Source organism: uncultured Nevskia sp. (assembly GCF_903885465.1).
Taxonomy (GTDB): domain Bacteria; phylum Pseudomonadota; class Gammaproteobacteria; order Nevskiales; family Nevskiaceae; genus Nevskia.
This window is the reverse complement of sequence record NZ_CAISIQ010000568.1, coordinates 1-15,503: the sequence shown is the minus strand read 5'-3', so window position 1 is coordinate 15,503 and position 15,503 is coordinate 1. Positions and strand designations below refer to the sequence as shown.

General features: G+C 65.1%; 15 protein-coding genes and 1 tRNA gene. 10 read left to right on the top strand and 6 right to left on the bottom strand.

The genetic code is table 11. The annotated features are described in order from the left end of the window. Together QZY06_RS22080 and lptE are read left to right on the top strand one after the other, a co-directional pair. On the top strand, window positions 1–609 hold a 609-nt coding region (locus tag QZY06_RS22080; RefSeq protein WP_295688404.1), incomplete at its 5' end, for a class I tRNA ligase family protein. An 8-nt stretch (window positions 610–617) separates the two neighbouring features. Then, window positions 618–1,259: an LPS assembly lipoprotein LptE gene (gene lptE / locus QZY06_RS22075; RefSeq protein WP_295688401.1), complete on the top strand. Its 642-nt coding sequence runs from the start codon at window positions 618–620 to the stop codon at window positions 1,257–1,259. Here the strand turns inward: lptE and QZY06_RS22070 are convergent. Next, window positions 1,207–2,454 carry a (Fe-S)-binding protein gene (locus QZY06_RS22070; protein WP_295688400.1) on the bottom strand — a complete coding sequence of 416 codons (1,248 nt, stop codon included), beginning with the start codon at window positions 2,452–2,454 and terminating at the stop codon, window positions 1,207–1,209. The two genes, lptE and QZY06_RS22070, sit on opposite strands and share 53 nt — an antisense overlap. 138 nt (window positions 2,455–2,592) lie before the next feature. Here QZY06_RS22070 and QZY06_RS22065 point away from each other — a divergent pair, with 138 nt between their 5' ends. Together QZY06_RS22065 and QZY06_RS22060 are read left to right on the top strand one after the other, a co-directional pair. Then, on the top strand, window positions 2,593–3,414 hold the full coding sequence (locus QZY06_RS22065) for a YdiY family protein (RefSeq protein WP_295688398.1): 822 nt from the start codon (window positions 2,593–2,595) through the stop codon (window positions 3,412–3,414). A gap of 9 nt (window positions 3,415–3,423) precedes the next feature. Beyond that, window positions 3,424–3,753 carry a ferredoxin gene (locus QZY06_RS22060; protein ID WP_295688396.1) on the top strand — a complete coding sequence of 110 codons (330 nt, stop codon included), beginning with the start codon at window positions 3,424–3,426 and terminating at the stop codon, window positions 3,751–3,753. On the opposite strand, the gene mltF is transcribed toward QZY06_RS22060, so the two are convergent. Then, window positions 3,704–5,155, bottom strand: coding sequence for a membrane-bound lytic murein transglycosylase MltF (gene mltF / locus QZY06_RS22055; protein WP_295688394.1), 1,452 nt, complete (start codon window positions 5,153–5,155; stop codon window positions 3,704–3,706). The two genes, QZY06_RS22060 and mltF, sit on opposite strands and share 50 nt — an antisense overlap. A gap of 261 nt (window positions 5,156–5,416) precedes the next feature. Here mltF and QZY06_RS22050 point away from each other — a divergent pair. Continuing rightward, window positions 5,417–5,504: transfer RNA gene (locus tag QZY06_RS22050), tRNA-Ser, on the top strand. A 178-nt stretch (window positions 5,505–5,682) separates the two neighbouring features. On the opposite strand, the gene QZY06_RS22045 is transcribed toward QZY06_RS22050, so the two are convergent. Together QZY06_RS22045 and QZY06_RS22040 are read right to left on the bottom strand one after the other, a co-directional pair. After that, window positions 5,683–6,777, bottom strand: a complete 1,095-nt coding sequence (locus QZY06_RS22045; RefSeq protein WP_295688391.1) for a hypothetical protein — start codon at window positions 6,775–6,777, stop codon at window positions 5,683–5,685. A 53-nt stretch (window positions 6,778–6,830) separates the two neighbouring features. Continuing rightward, entirely contained in the window at window positions 6,831–7,739 is a 909-nt protein-coding gene (locus QZY06_RS22040; protein ID WP_295688389.1) for a polyprenyl synthetase family protein, read from the bottom strand. Window positions 7,740–7,885: 146 nt separating this feature from the next. Between QZY06_RS22040 and QZY06_RS22035 the strand changes: the two genes are divergently transcribed. From QZY06_RS22035 to hpnA, 5 genes are all read left to right on the top strand, one after another. Further along, window positions 7,886–8,452 carry an adenine phosphoribosyltransferase gene (locus tag QZY06_RS22035; protein ID WP_295688387.1) on the top strand — a complete coding sequence of 189 codons (567 nt, stop codon included), beginning with the start codon at window positions 7,886–7,888 and terminating at the stop codon, window positions 8,450–8,452. Between the two features lie 232 nt (window positions 8,453–8,684). After that, entirely contained in the window at window positions 8,685–9,758 is a 1,074-nt protein-coding gene (locus QZY06_RS22030; protein ID WP_295688385.1) for a phytoene/squalene synthase family protein, read from the top strand. A gap of 91 nt (window positions 9,759–9,849) precedes the next feature. After that, window positions 9,850–11,907: a squalene--hopene cyclase gene (gene shc / locus QZY06_RS22025; RefSeq protein ID WP_295688383.1), complete on the top strand. Its 2,058-nt coding sequence runs from the start codon at window positions 9,850–9,852 to the stop codon at window positions 11,905–11,907. 18 nt (window positions 11,908–11,925) lie between these two features. Next, window positions 11,926–12,666, top strand: a complete 741-nt coding sequence (locus tag QZY06_RS22020) for a hypothetical protein (RefSeq protein ID WP_295688407.1) — start codon at window positions 11,926–11,928, stop codon at window positions 12,664–12,666. Further along, entirely contained in the window at window positions 12,663–13,655 is a 993-nt protein-coding gene (hpnA, locus tag QZY06_RS22015) for a hopanoid-associated sugar epimerase (protein ID WP_295688380.1), read from the top strand. Before QZY06_RS22020 ends, hpnA begins: the two co-directional genes overlap by 4 nt. Here hpnA and QZY06_RS22010 read toward each other — a convergent pair. Further along, entirely contained in the window at window positions 13,646–14,629 is a 984-nt protein-coding gene (locus tag QZY06_RS22010; RefSeq protein ID WP_295688377.1) for a lysylphosphatidylglycerol synthase domain-containing protein, read from the bottom strand. The two genes, hpnA and QZY06_RS22010, sit on opposite strands and share 10 nt — an antisense overlap. Beyond that, window positions 14,626–15,462, bottom strand: a complete 837-nt coding sequence (gene hpnK / locus QZY06_RS22005) for a hopanoid biosynthesis-associated protein HpnK (RefSeq protein WP_367275718.1) — start codon at window positions 15,460–15,462, stop codon at window positions 14,626–14,628. The genes QZY06_RS22010 and hpnK overlap by 4 nt, the downstream gene beginning before the upstream one ends. Window positions 15,463–15,503 lie beyond the last annotated feature (41 nt).

Below are 15,503 nucleotides of genomic sequence, written 5' to 3'. Positions count from 1 at the left end.
TGGAGCGATGCCGGCATCGATGGTGCCGCGCGCTTCCTGAAGCGGGTCTGGAAGCTGGTGTCCGATCACGTCGCGCTCGGCGCGGTGGACGCACTCGCTCGCGCCGCGCTCAACGAGGTCCAGAAGGATCTGCGCCGCAAGCTGCACGATCAGCTTGCCAAGATCAGCGACGACTTCGGCCGCCGCTACAACTTCAATACGGCTGTGGCCGCCTGCATGGAACTGGTCAACGCGCTGGCGAAGTTCGACGATCGCAGCCCGCAGGGCCGCGCGGTGTTGAACGAAGCGCTCGACGCGCTGAGCCGCGTGCTGTCGCCGATCGTGCCGCACTTCTCGCACGCGCTGTGGACGGCGCTCGGCCACGCCACGCCGGTGATCGACGCCGAATGGCCGGAGCCGGAAGCCGAGGCGCGACTGTCCGATCAGATCAAGCTGGTGGTGCAGGTCAACGGCAAGCTGCGCGGCCAGATCAGCGTGCCGGCCGGCAGCAGCCAGGACGCGATCATCGCCGTGGCGCTGGCCGATGAGCAGGTGCAGCGGTTCCTGGTCGGCGCCACGATCAGGAAGCAGGTCGTTGTCCCCGGCAAGCTCGTCAACTTCGTGGTGTGATGTCGTCCATGAACGTTCTTCACAAAGCGATCCTCGGACTGGCAGGCGCGGTTCTGCTGGCGGGCTGCGGCTTCCATCCCGTCGGCAGCCGACCGATGCCGCCGTCGCTGCAGTCGGTCTTTGTCGAACTGGTCGATCCTTACCGCGTCACCACGCCGCCGGTTGAGGAAGCGCTCAAGGCGCGCATCGCGCGTGGCGGCGGTGTGGTCAAGTCGAAGGCTGACGAAGCGGAGACGGTACTTCGGCTCAGTGATCTGCGCGAAGCCCAGGAAGTGCTGTCGATCGACAACGATGGCCGCGCGATCGAGTACCGCCTGCTGACTCGCGTGACCTTCGAGATGCGCAAGGTCGTCGATGGCAAGGCGGAAATATTGATCGCGCCCGAGATGCAGACGGTATCGCGCGATTACAGTTTCAGTGCCCAGCAGATTCTCGCCAAGGAAGCGGAAGAAGCGCGCCTGCGTCGCTACATTCAGGACGAGTTGGCCGAGCGCGTATTGCTGAGAGTCGAGGCACGGCTGTCGGCGATCGATCCCGGCCTGGCGCACCCGGCCGAAGCGGGCAAGCCGGCGCCGAATGCCGAGCAGCTGCCCGAACTCAAGCCCGGCATCGTGCCAGCAGACGCAGCGGGTGCAGCAGTTCCGGGCTAGTTGCTCCGGATTGGCCCTCGGCTCCGGCGCGGCGCAAGCCTGCCGCGAGATGCAGTGAGCAGCCGATGTTGCTGCTGACGATCACATCCGGCTGCAGTCGCTCCGCCGCTGCCAGCTTTGGCGCCAGCAGCGCGTCGGCTTGTTCGGGATGGCTGATGAAATGGCTGCCGGCAGCGCCGCAGCAGGCAGACGTGGCATCGAGCTCGACGATCTCCAGTTCCGGAATGCGCGCCAGCAAGCTGCGCAACGCGTCGCCTCGGCGAATCACGTTGCGCTGCGTGCAGGGCTCGTGGATCGCGACCTTCAAGGGCGTTGGCTTGAAGCGCAGTGGCTCGCCGTGCTCGAGCAGGAAGGCGACCGGATCGCGCAGCCGTTTCGCGAATGCCTTGCCGCCATCCGCTGCGAGGCGCGGATAGTCGAGCAGGGTTGCGGCGCAACCGGTAGCCAGCGGCAGGATCGGCTCATCGCACTTGCCGAAAGCGGTGATGTTGCGCACCGCCAGTTGCGCCGCCGTTGCCGGCCGGCCGGCATGCTGGTCGATGGCGCCGCAGCAGGTCTGGGCGGCCACAAAATCGGTCGCGTAGCCGCAGTCGGCGAGCAGTTGCGCAAGATCGTCGGCCACGGCGCGCTCGGCGATGTCGCCGATGCAGCCGACGAACACGCCGACCTTGCCACGCGGCCTGGCCACTGTCGGTGCTCGCGGCGCGCGCAAGCGCTCGATGCGCGGCATCGTCGATTCCAGTCGCGCGAGTTGGCCATGGCCGAGCAGATGAAAGCGGCGCAGGAAACCTTGCACGCCGCTGGCCGCATACAGCCACAGCAGCGTCGCGAGCAGACGGCGCGATGAGCGTCGACTCAGCACGCCGCTGAGCACACGCGTAAGCCGAAGACGTTCGGGCCGCGTGGCCGCCAGCTGGGCGCGACCGGCGTCGATCAGCTCGCCATAAGGCACCGAAGCCGGGCAGACTCGTTCGCAGGCGCGGCAGCCCAGACAGCCGTCCAGGTGGCGCTCAAGGCTCGATGACGGGACAATGCGGCCAGTCGCGAGGCCCTGCATCAGCATGATCCGCCCGCGCGGTGAATCGGCCTCATGGCCAGCCTGCTGATAAGTCGGGCAGTGCGGCAGACACAGGCCGCACTTCACGCAGAGATCGGCGGCGGCCAGCGGAAACGGGTGGGATTCGGGCGGCGGCATGGCGCGAAAACTAGCATGCGTCCGATTTGCCAATCGCTGCGCGCCCGGCAGGGCTTCCTTTCCTCTACCAATCGAGATTTTCGTCTGATGCCTGATTTCCATTTTCCTCGTTCATCGCTGCTGGCGATGCTGCCCGTCATGTTGCTCCTGCCACTGACGCCGGTGTCGGCCAAGGACGCAGCGAAGCTGGCGGCCGAAGACGGAAGCAGCAGCATTCCGCCGCTGGTCGAGCCGGTTGCGAAGCTTGCCGCGCCAGCGGAACCCGCAGCCGAACCCGCGCCCCCGCCACCACCACCGCCGGTGCCGACCCCGTGGTTGGGCGAGCTTGCGGTCGGCCTGGTCAATGCCAGCGGCAACACCAGCACCCGCTCGATCAATCTGCGCTCGGCGCTGGAATACCGGACCGAGCACTGGGGCAATCGTCTTACCGCATTGGCCTTCAGCGGCAGCCGCGATGGGGTCAGCACCGATGAGCGCTATTCGGTGGCCAACAAGACCGACTACCAGTTCGGTTTTCGCGACTACCTGTTCGGCAACCTCGCCTACGACAACGACCGCTTCGCCGGTATCGCCGAGCGTTACTCGGCCACCGTCGGCTACGGCCGCCATGTACTGCGCGGCAAGAGCCATAAGCTCGATGTCGAAATCGGTGTTGGTGCCAATCGCACCCGCGATCAGGACGAGATCTACGAGACCGCGGCGATCGGCACGCTCGGCGGCAAGTACACCTGGACGATTTCGCCGAACGCCGAATTCACCCAGACCTTGCGAACGGAAGGCGGCGTCACCAATGTTTATGTGAACCCGATCACGGCGCTGAAGCTGACCATCGTCGGCAACCTGTTCGCGACCTTCAATCACGAAATTCGCTACAACACGGAAGTGCCGGCCGAGACTCGGCATCTCGACCAGATCACCACCATCAATCTCGGTTACGCCTTCGGTACGCCCCCGACATGAGCCCCCGCCATGAGTGATCCCATCGTCCCCGTTTCGTACTTCAAGCATCACGTCTTCTTCTGCTGCAACCAGCGCAAGGATGGCCGCGAGTCCTGCGAAGACCACGGCGCCAACGAGCTGCGCGATTACTGCAAGAACCGGGTGAAGAAGGCGGCGCTGACCGGCGTCGGCCGCGCTCGGGTCAACCAGGCGGGCTGCCTCGATCGCTGCGAGCTGGGGCCGGTGATGGTGGTCTACCCGGAAGGCGTCTGGTACCGCTACAAGAACAAGGCCGACATCGACGAAATCGTCAGCGAGCACCTGGCTCAGGGTCGGGTGGTTGATCGATTGCGGATTTGACCGCTGTCGCCTGGGCTTCGGCACTCGGCGCGATGCTCAGGCTGCCGGTCATCCACATCAGCACGTCGTAATAGCTGCGCACATTGGTGACAAAGCGCACCGCTTCGCCGCCGCGCGCGTAGCCGTGCTTGGTCTGCGAGTAATACTTTTCCTTCGATAGTTGGCGCAGGCCTTCGAGTACATCGGGCCAGCGATCGGGATTCTTGCCGGCCTTCTGCGCCAGTATCCGGGCATCGAGCAGATGACCCATGCCCTGGTTGTACGCCGCCAGTGCCATCCAGGTGCGATCCGGCTCGGCGATCGATTGCGGCAACTGGCGCTGCAGCAACTGCAGATAGCGAGCGCCGCCCTGAATGCTCTGCTTGGGATCCTCGCGATCCCTCACTTTCAGATGGGCGGCGGTATCGAGCGTCAACATCATGAGGCCGCGCACACCGGTGGAACTGACGGCATCCTCGTTCCACTTCGACTCCTGATAGCCGATCGCCGCCAGGGTTCGCCAGTCGAGGCCGTAGCGTTCGGCGGCGTCTTCGAAGTGCTGCTGGTACTTCGGCAGCAAGGCTTTCACATCGGTGACAAAGCGGACCACGCCGAGGTATTCGTCACTTTCCAGCTCGCCGAAATGACGATCGCGAATCCGCGCGAGTTCGCTGGCCGGCAACTGTTTGAGATAGTCCTGCACCGCATTGAACAGCGAGGCATCGCCGCCGATCGGCAGCGCCCAGGCAAGATCTTCCTGGCCGGAGATGTCGAAAGCCACGCGCAGCCTGGGTGCATAGCGGCGATTGATCGCCACCAGATCGGAATTGGCGACCGTGTAGCTGAGTTCGCCATCGGAAACCCGGCTCAGCAGATCGTTGGCGCCAGCATCCGGTACTTCGAGCCATTGCAACTTCGGATAACGGCTGGCGCGCAATTGAGTCAGACGCTCGGCCATCGAGCTACCGGCCGGCACTGCCAGCTGACCTTCGAGATCGCCGGGATCGCGCGGCTTGCGGTCATCGGCGCGATAGATCAATTGCAAGTGTACGGTCTGCACCGGTTGCGTGAAGCGCACCTGCGCGGCGCGCGCCGCCGTCACGTTGATGCCGCCGGCGGCGATATCGACCTGGCCGCCGGCCACGTAGTCGAGCATCTGGGCGCTGTTGGCCAGATAGGTCAATTCCAGCTTCACGCCGAGATGTTCAGCGAAACCGCGCAGCAGATCGCACTCGTAACCGGTAGGGCCGGCCGGGCCGTCGTAACAAGTGGTGGGACTGTTGACGGTCGCGACCCTCAGGCGGCCATCGCTGAGCACCCGTTCGAGACTGTCCGGTTTCGGCGAACAAGTCATCAGCACTGACAGCAGACCGGCAGTCAGCAGCGCCCGCAGCGAAAACGCCCGGCTCGGCCACGCGGTCATCGTCGAACGGCTCCGCTCGTCATTCCTTCCTCGTCGCGCCGTTTCTCGAACCATCCGTGGCTCGGCGGCGCTGTCGTGATCGCGTGATGCTCGGTGTCCTGTCGCTCTGGAAGCGGCCCGCCTGTGCACCAGCCGTCCCGACCATTCGACAGCAACAGAAATTTCTCCGCTGCGCGCGCCGAGTTGGTAGAATAGTCGGGCTGCAGCAACAAAGCCCGCTCCCGGAATCGACCCTCCGGCGCACAGGCGCTGAAGCACCCCGGAGAGGTGGCGGAGTGGTCGAACGTACCTGATTCGAAATCAGGCGTACCTCACGGTACCGTGGGTTCGAATCCCACCCTCTCCGCCACACAAATAAAAAAGCCCCTTGAATGGGGCTTTTTTATTTGTGCGACGCAAACGCCGAGGGTGGGATTCGAAGCCGCGCAGCGGCCGGGGGTCAACTTCAGGGCGAGAGAGCCGGCGAGTTTTCGTCGCTGACCCGACTAAATGTCGAGCTTTTTGCTGAACGACGGAAAAGCCGATCTTCACTTCGCGGTATCGCTCGCCGCGATCAGCTGTTCTAGCTTGCTGACGTATTCCTTGTAGTAAGCCGCCAATTCCGCATTCGGCTTGAACGGCGGCTTGTCGAGGCTGTACAGGTCACGCAAGCCGCGCGCGCAGATCAGGTTGCCGGGCTCGAAATCCAGGCATTTGAGGTATTGGCGGATTGCCAGCTGGTACTGCTCGCCCTGCATCTCGGACCAGTACTGGTAGCGTGTGAACTCGGTCGGCTCGAAGTACTTCTTGTCCTTGTAGCGCGGCAGCGGGTGGGTGTTCATCTCGGCGGCGCGCTCGTAGGCCGGCAGGATGCCGTTGACGATCGCGACCTCGTAGGCATCTCGGATGCGGGTGCGCGGATACTTGTCCAGCACCTTGTCGACACCCGGCGTCACCGTGTCGCCGAGTTCGAAGATGCGGCCCAACCAGTAGGCGGTGCCGCCGCAGTTGCGTTCCTTGCCGGTCCGGGCGATTGCGAAGCCCTTGGCCGGATTCTTCTGCTCGGCGGTGACGAAATCGCCGAAGGTATAGGCGCGGGTCAGCACCGTGGCGACTTCGCAGGCTTTCCACTTTTCGCTGGCCGGCTGTGATGGCCAGGCGGCGTCGCTGCTGTAGTCGACGGTGCCGTAGGTTTCCAGCAACTTGCCGGCGTCGATCGCTGCACCGATTTCGCTGCGGATCGCGGCGCGCTGTTCGGCTGGAATCTCGGCGTCCTTGTACTGGAAGATGACGACGGTTTCCTGGCCGTTGACCAGTTCCATCGCGGTGCCGTATTTCATTTTCGAGTACAGCTGCGCGCGCTCGGCCAGGAACGCCGCGTTGCTGCGCTGGAGCACGGCGCGCTCGGCATCGTCATTGGCCTGGCGCTGCTCCATCAGGCCCTGCATCTGCTGGCCGATGACGCCGATCGACCCATAGGTCTCGCTCGGCTTGTCGGACTTGCACTTGCCGTAGTCGTAACTGCGCGGATCGCCGTCGGCGCCCTTCTTGTCGGTCTGCAGGCAGGGGTCGGCGAACGCTGGCGCAGACAGCAGACAGGCGGAGAACAGCAACAGCAGTGGACGCACTTTATTGTTTTTCACACAAGTCCCCGAATGCGGCAAGGCCGCCAGGAATTCTGCCGTTGGTGGCAGAACTAATGATTCCGCCCCTCAATCTCCAAAGCCAACCACTGCAGCCCCTCAGCCTTCTCGCCCAGTCCCGCAACCGCCGCTCGCGCATTAGCAAAAGTCTGCTCAGCCAGCGCCTTGGCCGCATCGAAACCGAGCAACGCCGGATAAGTCGACTTTTCCTGCGCCACGTCCTTGCCGGCGGTCTTGCCGAGCTGTTCGGTGGACTGGGTGATGTCGAGCACGTCGTCCTGGATCTGGTAAGCCAGGCCGAGCTGGCGGCCATAGCTCGTCAACGCCTCGACCACGTCCGTCGAAGGCGCGGCCAGCGCCAGCGGCATTTGCAGGCAGCTCAGGATCAGCGCGCCGGTCTTGCGCGCATGCAGCGATTTCAGCCGTTCCAGCGGGATGCGCTGGCCTTCGGATTCGATGTCAACCGCCTGGCCGCCGACCATGCCGAGCGAGCCGGAGGCATGCGCCAGTGCCTTGATCACGCCGAGCAGGCGCCGCGCCGCTTCGCCATCGGTCGGAATGCTGTGGGTCAGCGCCTCGAAGGCCAGCGTCTGTAGCGCGTCGCCGACCAGCACGCCCATCGCATCGTCCCAGACCTTGTGTACGGTGGGCTGGCCACGGCGCAGGTCGTCGTCGTCCATCGCCGGCAGATCATCGTGAACCAGCGAGTAGGCGTGGATCAGTTCGACGGCAACGGCCGGTGCGTCGAGCTGATCGGCCGGCAGGCCCAGCGCTTCGCCAGCGGCGTAGACCAGTAGCGCCCGCAGGCGCTTGCCACCGTTGCAGGTGTAGCGCATCGCTTCATGCAGTTGCGCCGGGTCGGTACCGAGCGGCGGCAGGGCGGCATCGAGGGCGCGGTCGAAGCGGCTGCGATAGGCGGCGATGCGTGTCGAGAAGGAAGGCAATGCTGCGACGGAATTCAAGGCAGGCGGCTCACGGCGGCAAGGATGGCAGGGCGGATTTCGGGCTGAAAGCTCTGGCGGAAGCTGCCAAACTGTTGCATTGCGATAAGCCTTAAGGCCGCGCAGTTTGAACCGAACGGCCCGAACCGGACAAGACGATAACGAACATGACGTCCATTGCTGCCACCGCCCAGCCGGCTGATCGAGAAGCTATCGAATCATTGTTGAGAACATTGATCCGCGATGTCGCGGATTTCCCGAAGCCGGGTGTCGGCTTCAAGGACATCACGCCGCTGCTCGAGGATGTCGCCGGTTTCCGTGCCTGCATCGCCGCACTTGCGGCCCGAATTGGCGAGCATCGGCCGGACGCGCTGATCGCGATCGAATCGCGCGGTTTCATTTTCGGCGCGCCGCTGGCGACCTTGATCGGCCTGCCGCTGATTGTGGTCCGCAAGCCGGGCAAACTGCCGCGTCGGACCGAGTCTGTCGCTTACCAACTCGAGTACGGTGAAGACCGGCTCGAAGTGCACGCCGATGCCATCGTTCCCGGCCGCCGTTACGTGATCATCGATGACGTGCTGGCGACCGGCGGAACGGCAGCGGCGGTGGTCTCGCTGGTCACCCGGCTCGGTGGTGTGCTGGCCGCCTGCGCGTTCCCGATCGAACTGGCGTTTCTCGATGGCCGCAGCCGCTTGCCGGGCGTGCCAGTTGACAGTCTTGTGACCTACGGGTGATTACAATCTTCGACCGTGACCCGGACGCTCCGTTTTGGAGCGTCGCGACGCCGTTACAGACAAGATTGATACAATGCAGGCCTGAAAACGCTGGCGAGCATGTCCTTTATCCGCCGTTCCACGCCGTGACTCACCACATGATCCGCTCGATTCGGCCCAGAAATCTGTACTGGCAGCCGACTTCAAAGCCTGCGATCCCGTCCCGCCAGCCGGCAACCGTATCGAATCCTTGATGACGATCGAGCAATCCACCACGGACGCCCTGCTGATCGCGGCCGCGTTCCAGGCGCACATCCTGCCGGGCGTGTCCCGTACCTTCGCCTTGACCATTCCCCAGCTGCCGCAGCCGCTCGGTGGCGTGGTCGCCAACGCCTATCTGCTGTGCCGGATCGCCGACACCATCGAGGACGAGCCGGCGCTGAATCCGGATGACAAGGTGCGGCTGACCGAGCAGTTCGCCGATCTGGTCGGCGGCCGTGGTTCGGTGGCGGCCTTCGTCGACGAGTTGCTGCCGAAGCTGTCGTCGGCAACGCTGGCGACCGAGATGGAGCTGGTCAAGAACACGCAGGCCGTGCTGAACATGACCTACAGCTTCGAGCCCGGCCCGCGTGCCGCGATCGAACGCTGCCTGCGCATCATGTGCCGCGGCATGCACCGCTTCCAGCAGCAGGCCGGGCCCGATGGCCTGCGCGATCTGAACGAGCTGGGCCGCTACTGCTACTACGTGGCCGGCGTCGTCGGTGAAATGCTTTCCGACCTGTTCTGCGCGTTCTCGGCCGATACCGCCAAGCGCCGCGGCGACCTGTCGCGCTACGCCGTGGCCTTCGGTCAGGGCCTGCAGATGACCAACATCCTCAAGGACATCTGGGAAGACCGCGCCCGCGGGGTCAGCTGGATGCCGCGCCATGAATTCGCGCAGCACGGCGTGGTCATGATCGAGGTCGATCCGGCCAAGCAGGGCGAAGCGGTACAGCGCGCGCTGCATGAACTGGTGGCCGTCACCCATGCCCAGCTCGCCTATGCGCTGGAATTCACGCTGGCAATTGCCCCCGGCGATACCGGCATCCGCAAGTTCTGCGCGTGGAACATCGGCATGGCGCTGCTGACCCTGCGCAAGATCGTCGCCACGCCGGGCTACACGAGTGCGGCCGAGGTGAAGATCTCGCGCACTTCGGTGATGTGGACGATGGCGCTGACCAGCGTCGGCATCCGCAGCAACACCTGGCTGCGCTTCCTGTTCCGACGCACTGCCGCCGGCCTGCCGCAGATCGTCACCACGCCGGCTCAGGCGCCGCTCGAAGCCTGATCTTGCGCTAGCCAAGCTGCCGGTTGCGCGTGGTTCTTGCGTGCGCTGGCTCCCGAGCCCAGCACTGTTCGCAACCGAAGACTTGAAGCCGATGAATGCACCGAATGCCGCCCTGAACGTTGCCTTGTTTGGTCGCTCGCCGAGCGAGCTGATCGCCGAGGCCGAAGGCCGGCTGCATGCGGCGATCGACATCGGCCGCGAAGCGCTGCTGAAGCTGCAGAAGCCGGACGGCGAGTGGTGCTTCGAGTTCGAGGCGGACTGCACGATTCCTGCCGAATACATCCTGATGATGCATTTCATGGATGAGATCGACGACGCGCTGCAGGCGAAGATCGCCAAGTTCATCCGCGCCCAGCAAGTGCTCGACGGCCCTCAAGGTGGACACGGCGGCTGGCCGCAGTACCGCAATTACGACCAGCCGGGCGCGATCGACCTGTCCTGCACGGTCAAGAGCTATTACGCGCTGAAGTGCGCCGGTGACGACGTCGATGCGCCGCACATGGTCCGTGCCCGCGAAGTGATCCTGGCGATGGGCGGTGCCGCAAAGGCCAATGTCTTCACCCGCATCCTGCTGGCGATGTTCGGCCAGGTGCCGTGGGCCGCCGCGCCGTATGTGCCGGTCGAGATCGTGCTGTTCCCGCGCTGGTTCCCGTTCGAGATCTATAAGGTCGCGACCTGGGCGCGTGCGGTCATGGTGCCGCTGTTCGTGCTCTGCACCTTGAAGGCGAAGGCCAAGAACCCGCGCGAGATTCACATCGCCGAATTGTTCGTGCGCCCGCCGGAGCAGGAAACGCAGTGGTTCCCGAACGACACCGCGTTCGCCAAGTTCTTCCTGGCGCTCGACAAGTTCGGCCGCGCCATGGATCGCTTCGCGCCGAAGAAGCTGCGCAAGCTGGCACTGAAGCGCGCCGAGAACTGGTTCGTCGCCCGCCTCAATGGCGAGGACGGCATCAACGGCATCTTCCCGGCGATGGTCAACGCTTATGAAGCGCTGGCCCTGCTCGGCTATCCGGCCGATCACCCGCTGCGTGCCACCTGTCTGAAGTCGATCCAGAAACTCATCCAGGAAACGCCGGACGGCAGCGCCTACGTGCAGCCCTGCCTGTCGCCGACCTGGGATACCGGCTGGGCGATGATGGCGTTGATCCACGCCGATGCGCCGGACGGCTCCAGCCGCGCCGCGACCAAGGCCGCGATCCGCCGCGCTGAAGACTGGATGAAGCCGCGCCAGATCCTCGATCACGTCGGCGACTGGATTCAGTCGGCGCCGGACAAGTCCCTGCGCCCCGGTGGCTGGGCCTTCCAGTACTGGAACGAGTACTACCCGGACCTCGACGACACCGCCGTGGTTGCCGGCGTCATGCACCTGGCCGGCCGCGAAGGCACGGTTGGCGGCAATCGCCATGCGGAAGCGGTCAGCCGCGCGGCCGAATGGCTGCTCGGCCTGCAGTCGAAGAACGGTGGCTTCGGTGCCTACGATGCCGATAACACCCATCACTGGATCAACTCGATTCCGTTCGCCGATCACAAGGCGATGCTCGATCCGCCGACCGAAGACGTCACCGGCCGTGTGCTCGCTTTCCTCGGTGTGCTCAAGCGTCCGGAAGATCGCCCGGCGATCGAACGCGCGATCAAGTACCTGAAGAAAGCCCAGCAGCCGGACGGCTCCTGGTGGGGACGTTGGGGCACCAACTACATCTACGGCACCTGGTCGGCGCTGGCTGGGCTGGCGCTGGTCGGCGAGAAAGCCGATGCGCCTTACATCGCCAGAGCCGTGGCCTACCTCGAAGCGCGCCAGAACACCGATGGCGGCTGGGGCGAGACCAACGACACCTATCTCGACCCGAAGCTCACCGGCACGATGCCGCGCAAGGGTGTAGCGATCAGCACGCCGAACAGCACGTCCTGGGCGCTGCTCGCGCTGATGGCGGTGCATGGCGCCGATCATCCGGCGATCGAGGCCGGCATCGAATGGCTGATCGCTAATCAGCACAGCGGCGGCCAGTACGATGGTCTGTGGCATGACCCGGGCCACAACGCGCCGGGCTTCCCGCGCGTTTTCTACATGAAGTATTACGGCTACGACGCCTACTTCCCGCTGTGGACGCTGGCCCGTTACCGCCAGTTGCGCGCGCGCCGGACTGCTTGATCCGGAAGCGTGACGACGATGCCGCAAGCCGGGTTTGTGGGCAGGGTCGGTATCGTCGTCGCCTTGCTGTCGGAAGCGAAAGCGCTGGGCCTGCGCGCGCCGAAGCCCGGGCTCAATGAAGGCCGTCCCGGTCTGCTGATCCACGTCTCCGGCATCGGCGAAACGGCCGCGGCGATGGCGGCCGAAGTGCTGGTCGATCGCGGTTGTCAGGCGCTGCTCAGCTTCGGCACCGCTGGCGGTCTCGCCGCCGCACTGGAATCGGGCGATGTCGTGGTGCCCAGCCAGGTGATGTTCATGGACGGCCACTACGTTGATACCGATCATGCTTGGCGCGCCCGCCTCGTGGCTGCCTGCGCGCAGGCCGATATCGCACTGGTCGATGGCCGCCTGCTGACCACACGGCAGACCCTGCTCAACGCCGGCATCAAGTATCTGGCGCATACGCAAAGCCAGGCCGTTGCCGTCGACCAGGAAAGCTCGGCGATTGCCGATGTCGCCGCTGCGCATGGCCTGCCGTTCCTCGCCGTGCGGGCGATCGTCGATGACGCTGAAGCAACGCTGCCGCTGGCGGTGATCGACGGTGTCGATGCCTATGGTCGGCCGAAAGCGGCGGCGATGATCGGCGGTTTGCTGAAGGCGCCGTGGCAGATCATGAAGCTGCCCGGTCTCGCCAGTTCCTTCGCCGCGGCCGAGCGCAGCCTGCGCGCCGTCTGTGCCGCCGCTCCCGATTTCGCTTTCGCGACTGAATCCGCTCGATGAAGCCACCCATTGCCCTGGTCACCGGCGCCACCGGCTTCGTCGGTTCCGCCGTTGCCCGCCGCCTGCTCGCCGAAGGTTTCGAGCTGCGCCTGCTGAGCCGCAAGAATTCCGATCGCCGCAACGTCGATGGCCTGGATGCCACGGTGGTGGTCGGTGATCTGACTGATCCCGCGTCGCTGCAGCGCGCCGTGGAAGGCTGCGACGCGGTGTTCCATGTCGCGGCCGACTACCGGCTGTGGGCACCGAATCCGGATGAGCTGTACCAGGCCAATGTCGATGGCTCGCGGGCGCTGGTTGCGGCTGCGCATGCCGCCGGTGTGGCGCGCATCGTCTATACCTCCAGCGTTGCCGTGCTCGGCATTCCGAAGAACGGCACGCCGGGCGACGAGCGCACACCGGTGACGGTTGCCGACATGGTCGGCCACTACAAGCGCTCCAAGTTCCTCGCTGAAGAAGCGGTGCGCGAACTCGCCGCACAGGGCGCGCCGGTGGTCATCGTCAATCCATCGACGCCGATCGGCCCGCGCGATGTGAAGCCGACGCCGACCGGCCGCGTGGTTCGTGATGCCGCTGCTGGCCGCATGCCGGCTTTCGTCGATACCGGCCTGAACGTCGCCCATGTCGACGACGTCGCAGAAGGCCATTTGCTGGCGTATCGCAGGGGCAAGCTCGGCGAGCGCTATGTACTTGGTGGTGACGACATGAGCCTGCGCGAAATCCTCGCCACCATCGCCGACATCACTGGCCGCCGTGCGCCGAAGATCCAGCTGCCGCACGCGGCCGTGATGCCAGTGGCCTACTTCGCCGAAGCGCTGTCGCGTTTCACCGGCCGCGCACCGGTGGCGACGGTCGAGGAAATCCGCATGTCGAAAAAGCGCATGTATTTCTCCTGCGCGAAGGCGAAACGCGAACTCGGCTATGCGCCGCGCCCGGCGCGCGCTGCGCTCGAAGATGCGGTGAGCTGGTTTCGCGACAACGGTTATCTCTGAAGGGCGCGGCGGGTCTCGGCCCATTGCCAGGACAGCAGTGCTGGAATGCCGTAACCGAGTTCGCGCACGCGCTTCGCCAGCGATAGCGCGATCGCCGCGTCGGCCGGCACGCCCAGCAGCTGGCCGAACAGCACGAAGCCCGCTTCCTGCACGCCCAGCCCGGCCGGTACGAAGAACGCGAAGTGGCGGATCGACAGACCCAGCGCTTCGAGTGCGATCGCCGCCAGCGGCGAGATCTCGTGGCCGAGCAGGCGCAGCGCCAGCCAGACCTCGAAGGCGCCGACCACCATGCCCGCGAGCTGCCAGAGCAGACTGATCAGCAGATCACGCCGGCGCTCGAAGATCAGCCGCAGTTCGGCGTCCAGCTTCGATGCACTGCCGAACAGTGTGGCGAGCTTGCTCTGCTCACCGAGCATGCCGATCACTAGCTTCTCGATGCGCGCGAATACCGCGCCATGGCGCAGCAGCCAGTACAGCAGCAGCGGCACCGGAAGAGTCGCGGCGAGTCCGCCGAGCAGCGAACCGGCGAGGCTGCCGCCATCGAGCGTGATCACCAGACAAAGCCCGGCGGCGACGAACAGATAGACGTTGACGATGGTCAGCAAGGTTTCGATGACGACGCTGGCAGTAACCGCCGCGCCGTCCGGCACTCGCCACAAGGTCAATCGGATGCCGACGATTTCGCCACCGACACCACCGACCGGCAGCAGCCGCCCCACGGCTTCACGCACCGAGGCGATCCACCACAGGAACGGCAGATGCGCCGTGCCGTGGACGTCGCGATGGCGCAGCAGCACCCGCCAGCCTTCGGCATCGAGCGCGATCGGTAGCACGTGAAACGGGATCAGCCAGAGCAGACCCCAGCCGGCCGTCGCCAGCAGCGCGAGAATTTCCGTGGTGCCGCCATGCGCGACCAGACCGATCAGCAGCCCCAGGCCCAACAGAGCAAACAGCGCCGGCAGCCACTTCGTCATTGGTGTTCGACGAAATCGGCCCAGCGGCCGGTGACGATGCCGCGCTGGGTGATTGCGTCGCACACTTTTGGCGACAGCAGCGCGGCCAGCTCGTCGTCGTGCCGGTAATCGCTCATCGTGGGCGTCAGGCTTCGACGAGTCGCCGGATGCAGATAGATTTCGCTCAAGCCCGGCGGCAGCTTTTCGATCGTCGTCAGCAACGCCGCTTCGTCCATCGCGCCCGTCGCGCTCAGGCCGAACATCGCATCGTTGTGCAGGATGTTCGCAGCACGCAGACGCTGCCGGGTCAGCACGAGCCACGGCGCGAGCAACGGCGCCGTGCCGGGCTCGCGCGGCAGACGCACGGCTTTCAGGCCGTAATCACGGCCGATGTCGAGGATCAGGCTCAGCACCGTCGGATGCAGATGGAAATGCTTGTGCGCGTTGACGTGGTCGAGCGCGAGGCCGGTCGAGCGGAATGCTTCGAATTGCCCACGGATTTCGATGGCTAGCTGCCGGCGAACGCGCGGCAGAAAGAAGAAGCGGAAGCCATCACGCGCCATGTGATCGCCGAAGCGGCCGCTGGCATCGACCAGATCGGGGATGGTCTCGTGTGGAGAAACCGCCGGGCCATCGGCGAGCACCAGATGCAGGCCGATGCCGAGTCTTGGCAATCGCTGCGCACGTTCGACCGCATCGGCCACAGCCGGCGCGCCGATCATCAGGCTGGCGGTGGTCAGCACGCCGTCGACATGCGCTTGCTCGACGGCGGCATTCACCGCCAGGTCGAGGCCGTAGTCGTCGGCGTTGATGATCAGGCGACGGATTGCGCTTTGACGATGACTAAATGTCATCGTCTGCAATCCGTCGCGCCCGGCCAGGGATGGCCGGGCCG

What these genes read in the sequence shown, in the direction of transcription:
- lptE (WP_295688401.1), top strand. Translation starts at nt 618, where the DNA reads ATGAACGTTCTTCACAAAGCGATCCTCGGACTGGCAGGCGCGGTTCTG.
- QZY06_RS22070 (WP_295688400.1), bottom strand. Translation starts at nt 2,454, where the DNA reads ATGCCGCCGCCCGAATCCCACCCGTTTCCGCTGGCCGCCGCCGATCTC.
- QZY06_RS22065 (WP_295688398.1), top strand. Translation starts at nt 2,593, where the DNA reads ATGTTGCTCCTGCCACTGACGCCGGTGTCGGCCAAGGACGCAGCGAAG.
- QZY06_RS22060 (WP_295688396.1), top strand. Translation starts at nt 3,424, where the DNA reads ATGAGTGATCCCATCGTCCCCGTTTCGTACTTCAAGCATCACGTCTTC.
- mltF (WP_295688394.1), bottom strand. Translation starts at nt 5,155, where the DNA reads ATGACCGCGTGGCCGAGCCGGGCGTTTTCGCTGCGGGCGCTGCTGACT.
- QZY06_RS22035 (WP_295688387.1), top strand. Translation starts at nt 7,886, where the DNA reads ATGACGTCCATTGCTGCCACCGCCCAGCCGGCTGATCGAGAAGCTATC.
- QZY06_RS22030 (WP_295688385.1), top strand. Translation starts at nt 8,685, where the DNA reads ATGACGATCGAGCAATCCACCACGGACGCCCTGCTGATCGCGGCCGCG.
- shc (WP_295688383.1), top strand. Translation starts at nt 9,850, where the DNA reads ATGAATGCACCGAATGCCGCCCTGAACGTTGCCTTGTTTGGTCGCTCG.
- QZY06_RS22020 (WP_295688407.1), top strand. Translation starts at nt 11,926, where the DNA reads ATGCCGCAAGCCGGGTTTGTGGGCAGGGTCGGTATCGTCGTCGCCTTG.
- hpnA (WP_295688380.1), top strand. Translation starts at nt 12,663, where the DNA reads ATGAAGCCACCCATTGCCCTGGTCACCGGCGCCACCGGCTTCGTCGGT.
- QZY06_RS22010 (WP_295688377.1), bottom strand. Translation starts at nt 14,629, where the DNA reads ATGACGAAGTGGCTGCCGGCGCTGTTTGCTCTGTTGGGCCTGGGGCTG.
- hpnK (WP_367275718.1), bottom strand. Translation starts at nt 15,462, where the DNA reads ATGACATTTAGTCATCGTCAAAGCGCAATCCGTCGCCTGATCATCAAC.